Consider the following 6,000-nt stretch of genomic DNA (forward strand, 5'->3'; position numbering starts at 1 on the left):
TCAACATTTCTATATACACATCTTACCCTACAAGCGGCGGACTGACTATGCACAATCCCTACAAAAAAATCACTTTCTTTTCGTTACTTTGTACAATAGCAAGGCCAGACGTACCAAAACCGCATGATTAAACGTTCTAACATCCAGCCCCGTCTCGTTCTTGAACTTGTCCAACCGATAAAGCAGCGTATTACGATGAATATAAAGCTTCTTCGCGGTTTCACTGACATTACAGTCTAGTGTAAAGAAATGCTCCAGTGTCGTTACTGTCTCACTATCCAGCACATGATCCGTGCCGCGGAGCACCTGCTCGAGGAAATCTGTCTTCTCCTCTTCCTCTATAAGGTGTAACAGCTTCTCAAGGCGAAGCTCCCAACGCAGATGAATAAAGCTGCCTACATGGAATGATCGGCCCAACATAATGGTTTCACGCAGCTTAAGCACAGTGGCAAACATCGATTTCGCCGGCTTCACTGGGAAATCGATGGCTAGATGGCATTCGCCTACCCATTCATTTGCCAACATCTCATACAAGCCTGAGCCTAGTGCATCAAGAGTTTGCTCAACACTTTCTTCCTCGTCCCCATCGCGCTCTTCGCTGCCGCTAGTAATAAGGACCTCTGGCGCTAGGATTAACCACTCTTTTTCCAGTAAAGGAATCAGAATAATCTCCGCTTCAAAAAAAGATTCCAACAGCTTCTTAAGTTCCGTATAGGATACACGCTGGTTCTGAGGATAGTCCCCATATAACAAGAGAGGGATTTTAGTTGAATACAACGATGACTGTGAAGCAAGCGCATCAGGAAGCTCCGCATGGCCTGTACCGCGTTCCATTTGCTGCAGCAGCCAATCTCTTAATTGATTCGACTTCCTCTCATCTTCAGACAGGTAGGAGCCAAATTGCTTCTTCTCTACAGTTTGTTTAGATTCGATCGTAAGTTCGACGAGTTTGCGTTCGGATACAGTCAACTTACTCCCGTCCATCTTCAGAACACGGACCTCTTTGTGATCCTGTGAAATGAAGAACAGGACTTCTTCTCCCCGAATCACACTACGACAAAACGCTTCTTCACGCTCTCCCTGATCCTCCACAAGCTGGTGCCATTCGGAATCCGGTATCAGGCTTATCTGTATTGGCGACTGTAAAACCGCTTCCAATCGCTCTTTGACATGCTCCCAAATCATCTGCCTTCACTCCTTATTGCCTATAGCATCTTCTTTATTTATCTCTCTATTGTACCATATGTAGGCCCATTCCTGTGAATCGAAAGGAACCCTCCTGTCATAACTGACAAGAAGGTCCTTTGTATAAATATTATTTAATTACACGGCGAGCTGTTACGTAGTGATCTGCCCACCATTCTTTATTCATCGAGGTGAATTTGACACCACCTTCACCATACGTATGAATCATCATGCCGTTACCAACATAAATACCGACATGTCCTATGTTTTTACCGGAATCAGGCGTTGTAAAGAAGACCAAGTCTCCGGTTTGCAAATTACTTTTACTAACGAAAGTGCCTTCCTTAGCTTGGTCTCGAGACACACGCGGCAGCGTAATCCCATAAGCAGCAAATACCGTTTTTGTAAAAGAAGAACAATCCATTGTTTTGGTTTGACCATATTTTGCCCCAAATACATATGGAGTACCAAGATATTTCTGAGCAGTTAGGATCAACTCGGCTTTCAAACGATCCTTAGATGTAAGAATACTTCTTCCGCCAATGAAGCTGCCCTTAAGCTGACTTACATTGCGAGTGACGACTTCGTCTTTGCTCTGGGATGCCATGACCATTTTACCTTGGCCCACATAGATCCCAGCAAACGTTGGCTTTGAACCACTACCAAAGAACAAGACGTCACCTGGCTCAGCCTTATCTATTTTCGTAATTTTCGTAGATTTCATATTGAATTGATCCGCTAAAGTTCTAGGTACTGTGTAATTTAACGTCTCATAGACATAATAGATCAGTCCGGATGAGTCAAACCCTGCAGATGGTGTTTCATCACTTTTGGAGTAATCTACGCCAACCATTTTTTTGGCCAAAGAAACAGCATCCATATCATCATTTGCGGCATAAGCGGAAATGGCAGTTGTTGCTGATAATGCGATCGTGATCGCAGCAGTTATGCCTAGCGTGCGGTGTGCAAGACTCTTTAACATTGTATTTCCTCCTGTACGTGCTCTCTTGGTGAATTGGGTAATATGGAAAACATCTCAGTTGCTAGTACAAGATTACCATGGTAATGAAAAGACTTTCATTCCTAAAATATTTCCTATCAACCATGACATTGGCAATGGTGCCAATTGTTTCAATTCTTGAAAAACACAACTTCATCGATGTTTTCCTCATATTCCTCATGAATTTGGAAATAATTGTAGTAGCACTTTTCGGTCTTATTCTCGTTAGCTATGGAGGTGACAAACATGAAAGAGCATAATCATTATCCAACCTTTGATGTTATGGAAGAAAGTAGGGAATGGGATGTACATACAAGATCAATTGTGAAATCCCGACTTATTCGTGAACATACATACGGATATGTAACAGTCGTTGAAGCAGAAACGCTTCGTGCTTGGTGTTCACTGTTAATGGACGATCATCGCGGAGAAATCATTCAATACGTCATCAACCATATCGATCAGGTACTATCTGAAAATAATGGTGAGGGACATCGCAAGGTGGGCACACCTCCTATTCGAGTACTTTTACGTCAAGGACTTAAAGCGATTGAAGAAACAGGATGGATTGCCAATAGTCAGCCATTCTTTCAATTAGATGAGACGGACCAACGGAGCATTATGCTTCAAATCAGCGACGATAGCTATCCACCCACGAAAAACTGGGAAGGCATTCCCAAAAAAATCTTATTTCAAAAGCTTCTTCAAATCTGCGTAGAAGCCTACTATGCTCATCCAATAGTTTGGTCGGAAATCGGGTTTGGCGGCCCTGCTTATCCTCGTGGATATTCACTTCACAGTCCTGACCAACTAGAGTCCTGGGAGGCTGCGAAGCGAACATGAAATGGCGATATGAAAATGACATAGTGGATATTCTCATTGTAGGTGCTGGTGCTGCAGGAAGCGTTCTAGCTAAAGAACTCAGTGAAGCCGGACTAGGCGTGGTTGTGCTTGATGCAGGGCCTTGGCGCGATCCCGAGAAGGATTTCGCAAGTGATGAACTGAGTATGAAGTGCCTCGGCTGGGAGGATACGCACCTAGTTGATGCAAGCGAGCCATTCGTTACTGGAAAGCATCATTCAGGAAAAGGGGTTGGCGGCGGAACACAGAACTTTACAGGGGTTTTTCTGCGGTTTCATGAATCTGATTTCAAAACGAAGTCCATTGATGGCGTTGGGGACGATTGGCCTATTCATTACAAAGATCTGGAGCCCTATTACACGCGTATCGAAAAAGAAATCTCCGTATCTGGACCTAAGCTTTTCCCTTGGGGAAATTTCCAGGGTCCGTACCCCTTTCCAGAACTAGATTCGCTTAGCCCGAATGCTGTCTTATTTCACAAAGGCTGCAAATCCCTTGGTATTCAATCGGCGCCTACACCATTAGCTATCTTATCTGTACCATTAGAGGGGCGCTCTGCGTGCACCAATCGTGGATTCTGCCTGCAAGGCTGCATGCCTAATGCAAAATTCAGTACCCTAATCATGCACATTCCGAAAGCTGTTAAGGCAGGTGCCGAAATTCTCGCAGATTGCAGAGTCACTCAAATCGAAGTTAATGACTATGGACATGCTTGCGGGGTACTGTTCGTCAACGAAGGCATAACCTATCGGCAACGTGCTAAAACTGTTATCCTCTGTGCGCATGTTGTGGAAACGCCTCGTTTGCTTCTGCACTCTGCTACACCTCAGTTCCCTGATGGATTAGCCAATTCCAGCGGATGGGTAGGCAGAGCAATCATGACGCATAGCAGTAACGACGTTTATGCCAAATTCGAAGAGGAAGTCCGGTTGTACAAAGGTACACCTGTGCTGGCATCTACCCAAGATTTCTATGAGACAGATCCACGCAGAGGCTTTGTCCGGGGGTATACCATTCACGCACACGGCTCACGGCCTATTGAGATGGCGGAAGGTATTCGCAAGGCCACAGAAGCGCCACTATGGGGCTCGTCCTTCAGACAAGCTATGCAGGATTACAACTTCTATGGTCGTCTCAAAATGGTCGGAGAGGTACTGCCTAACTGGAACAATCACGTTGCATTATCGGATGAAAAAGATGCGTATGGCATGCCGCTAGCTTCCTTAGCCTTCAATTACTGCGATAACGATCTCAAGCTCCTTGATCATGCTGTTGATAATATGAAGATGATACTCCGCGCCGCTGGCGGGGAGATCTCCTATGTTGTTCCAGATACCCAACATCTGATGGGTGGTTGCCGCATGGGTAATAATCCAGCGACTTCCGTAGTGAACTCGTATGGTCAAAGTCATGACATCCCGAACCTTTTCATTTGCGATGCCAGCCTATTCGTCACCTCAAGTGGAGGCAATCCTACGCTTACCGTAATGGCCCTAGCAGCAAGAACAGCTGATTACATTATTGACCTTGCCAGCTCCTGATTGTTATCCTTAACAGCAAGTACACGAAAGGAAGGAGCTTGTGTCCCTATGGCAATAGCTGAATTCACCATCATCCCCATCGGAACAGCCACAACCAGCCTGAGCGGCTATGTCGCTGACCTCCACAAAGAATTAGAGCGTCATACTGATATCCGCTTTCAAATGACACCCATGGGCACCATCCTGGAAGGCCCCCTAGACCGTTTATTCGAGGTCATCCGTGCCGTCCACGAGGTTCCCTTCTTGCATGGAGCTGCGCGTGTATCCACGTCCATCAAAATCGATGATCGCCGCGACAAGCCCTCCTCCATGGAACAAAAAATGCAGTCTGTCGCAGATAAGCTCTGAACTGCATATCTAAACGAGAAAAAGCATCCCGCGATCGGATGCTTTTTTCTATATATAATGGAAACAAAAAAAGACCCTACGGTCCTGAACGTTTACTTATAAAAGTGAGTCATGTAGGATTCGAACCTACGACACCCTGATTAAAAGTCAGGTGCTCTACCAACTGAGCTAATGACTCGTAGGTAAAATGGAGGCTGATGGATTCGAACCACCGAACTCGAAGAGAGCAGATTTACAGTCTGCCGTGTTTAGCCACTTCACTAAGCCTCCAGATACGAGATACCCGTACTGCCAAAGCAATACAACCATCTCAATGGCTTTGGACGGAATCGAACCGCCGACACGAGGATTTTCAGTCCTCTGCTCTACCGACTGAGCTACAAAGCCAAATGATTATTTATAGCATGTCCTACATTAATTGTAAAAGAAATGGCGGAGCTGACGGGATTCGAACCCGCGGTCTCCTGCGTGACAGGCAGGCATGTTAGGCCACTACACCACAGCTCCATGCTACAAAAAGTTTACCATAAAAAATGGTGCCGTCGAGAGGACTTGAACCCCCAACCTACTGATTACAAGTCAGTTGCTCTACCAGTTGAGCTACAACGGCGTAAAGATGATGGTGGAGGCTGACGGGATCGAACCGCCGACCCTCTGCTTGTAAGGCAGATGCTCTCCCAGCTGAGCTAAGCCTCCATCTGGTGTTTTGGTTTTATGGTAGCGGCAGAGGGGCTCGAACCCCCGACCTTACGGGTATGAACCGTACGCTCTAGCCAGCTGAGCTACGCCGCCACATAAAAGTGTATATATATTTGGAACTGGCGGAGAGAGAGGGATTCGAACCCTCGCACCGCTTACGCAGTCTAATCCCTTAGCAGAGGATCCCCTTATAGCCACTTGGGTATCTCTCCAAGATATATATACGATTCAGGAATAGTATTCCCTGAAAACTAGATACGAAACTCAACGTAAGTAATATTAGGTTTTCTAGCAGAGAGACTTTAATCTACGATTAAAGATCCCTATATATGGTTAAGCCCTCGACCGATTAGTATTCGTCAGCTG

The 6,000-nt window shown here is 45.7% G+C and carries 5 protein-coding genes and 8 tRNA genes; 3 read left to right on the forward strand and 10 right to left on the reverse strand.

The window, feature by feature from the left end; all coding sequences use genetic code 11:
- Positions 1 to 69: 69 nt before the first annotated feature.
- On the reverse strand, positions 70 to 1,185 hold the full coding sequence (locus HQN88_RS33510; RefSeq protein WP_173120444.1) for a PucR family transcriptional regulator: 1,116 nt from the start codon (positions 1,183 to 1,185) through the stop codon (positions 70 to 72).
- A gap of 130 nt (positions 1,186 to 1,315) precedes the next feature.
- Entirely contained in the window at positions 1,316 to 2,167 is an 852-nt protein-coding gene (locus tag HQN88_RS37955; protein ID WP_246320603.1) for an NlpC/P60 family protein, read from the reverse strand.
- A 264-nt stretch (positions 2,168 to 2,431) separates the two neighbouring features.
- Here HQN88_RS37955 and HQN88_RS33520 point away from each other — a divergent pair, with 264 nt between their 5' ends.
- Genes HQN88_RS33520 through HQN88_RS33530 form a run of 3 tightly spaced genes read left to right on the forward strand, consistent with a single transcriptional unit; the run spans position 2,432 to position 4,935 of the window.
- A complete protein-coding gene (locus tag HQN88_RS33520; protein WP_173120446.1) occupies positions 2,432 to 3,028 on the forward strand; it encodes a gluconate 2-dehydrogenase subunit 3 family protein in 597 nt (198 codons plus the stop codon).
- Positions 3,025 to 4,587 (forward strand): GMC family oxidoreductase, encoded by a 1,563-nt coding sequence (locus HQN88_RS33525; RefSeq protein WP_173120448.1) that lies wholly within the window; start codon positions 3,025 to 3,027, stop codon positions 4,585 to 4,587. The genes HQN88_RS33520 and HQN88_RS33525 overlap by 4 nt, the downstream gene beginning before the upstream one ends.
- 48 nt (positions 4,588 to 4,635) lie before the next feature.
- Positions 4,636 to 4,935: an MTH1187 family thiamine-binding protein gene (locus HQN88_RS33530; protein ID WP_173120450.1), complete on the forward strand. Its 300-nt coding sequence runs from the start codon at positions 4,636 to 4,638 to the stop codon at positions 4,933 to 4,935.
- A gap of 105 nt (positions 4,936 to 5,040) precedes the next feature.
- Here the strand turns inward: HQN88_RS33530 and HQN88_RS33535 are convergent.
- The 8 genes from HQN88_RS33535 to HQN88_RS33570 form a co-directional block, all read right to left on the reverse strand.
- A tRNA-Lys gene (locus tag HQN88_RS33535) sits at positions 5,041 to 5,113 on the reverse strand.
- 10 nt (positions 5,114 to 5,123) lie between these two features.
- Positions 5,124 to 5,205 (reverse strand) — tRNA-Tyr (locus HQN88_RS33540).
- A gap of 44 nt (positions 5,206 to 5,249) precedes the next feature.
- Positions 5,250 to 5,322, reverse strand: a tRNA-Phe gene (locus tag HQN88_RS33545).
- A 43-nt stretch (positions 5,323 to 5,365) separates the two neighbouring features.
- A tRNA-Asp gene (locus tag HQN88_RS33550) sits at positions 5,366 to 5,442 on the reverse strand.
- Positions 5,443 to 5,469: 27 nt separating this feature from the next.
- A tRNA-Thr gene (locus tag HQN88_RS33555) sits at positions 5,470 to 5,545 on the reverse strand.
- Positions 5,546 to 5,555: 10 nt separating this feature from the next.
- Positions 5,556 to 5,631: transfer RNA gene (locus HQN88_RS33560), tRNA-Val, on the reverse strand.
- A 19-nt stretch (positions 5,632 to 5,650) separates the two neighbouring features.
- Positions 5,651 to 5,727: transfer RNA gene (locus HQN88_RS33565), tRNA-Met, on the reverse strand.
- A gap of 27 nt (positions 5,728 to 5,754) precedes the next feature.
- Positions 5,755 to 5,846, reverse strand: a tRNA-Ser gene (locus tag HQN88_RS33570).
- Between the last annotated feature and the right edge of the window lie 154 nt (positions 5,847 to 6,000).

Origin of the sequence: Paenibacillus qinlingensis, assembly GCF_013204845.1 — a bacterium.
GTDB lineage: Bacteria > Bacillota > Bacilli > Paenibacillales > NBRC-103111 > Paenibacillus_E > Paenibacillus_E qinlingensis.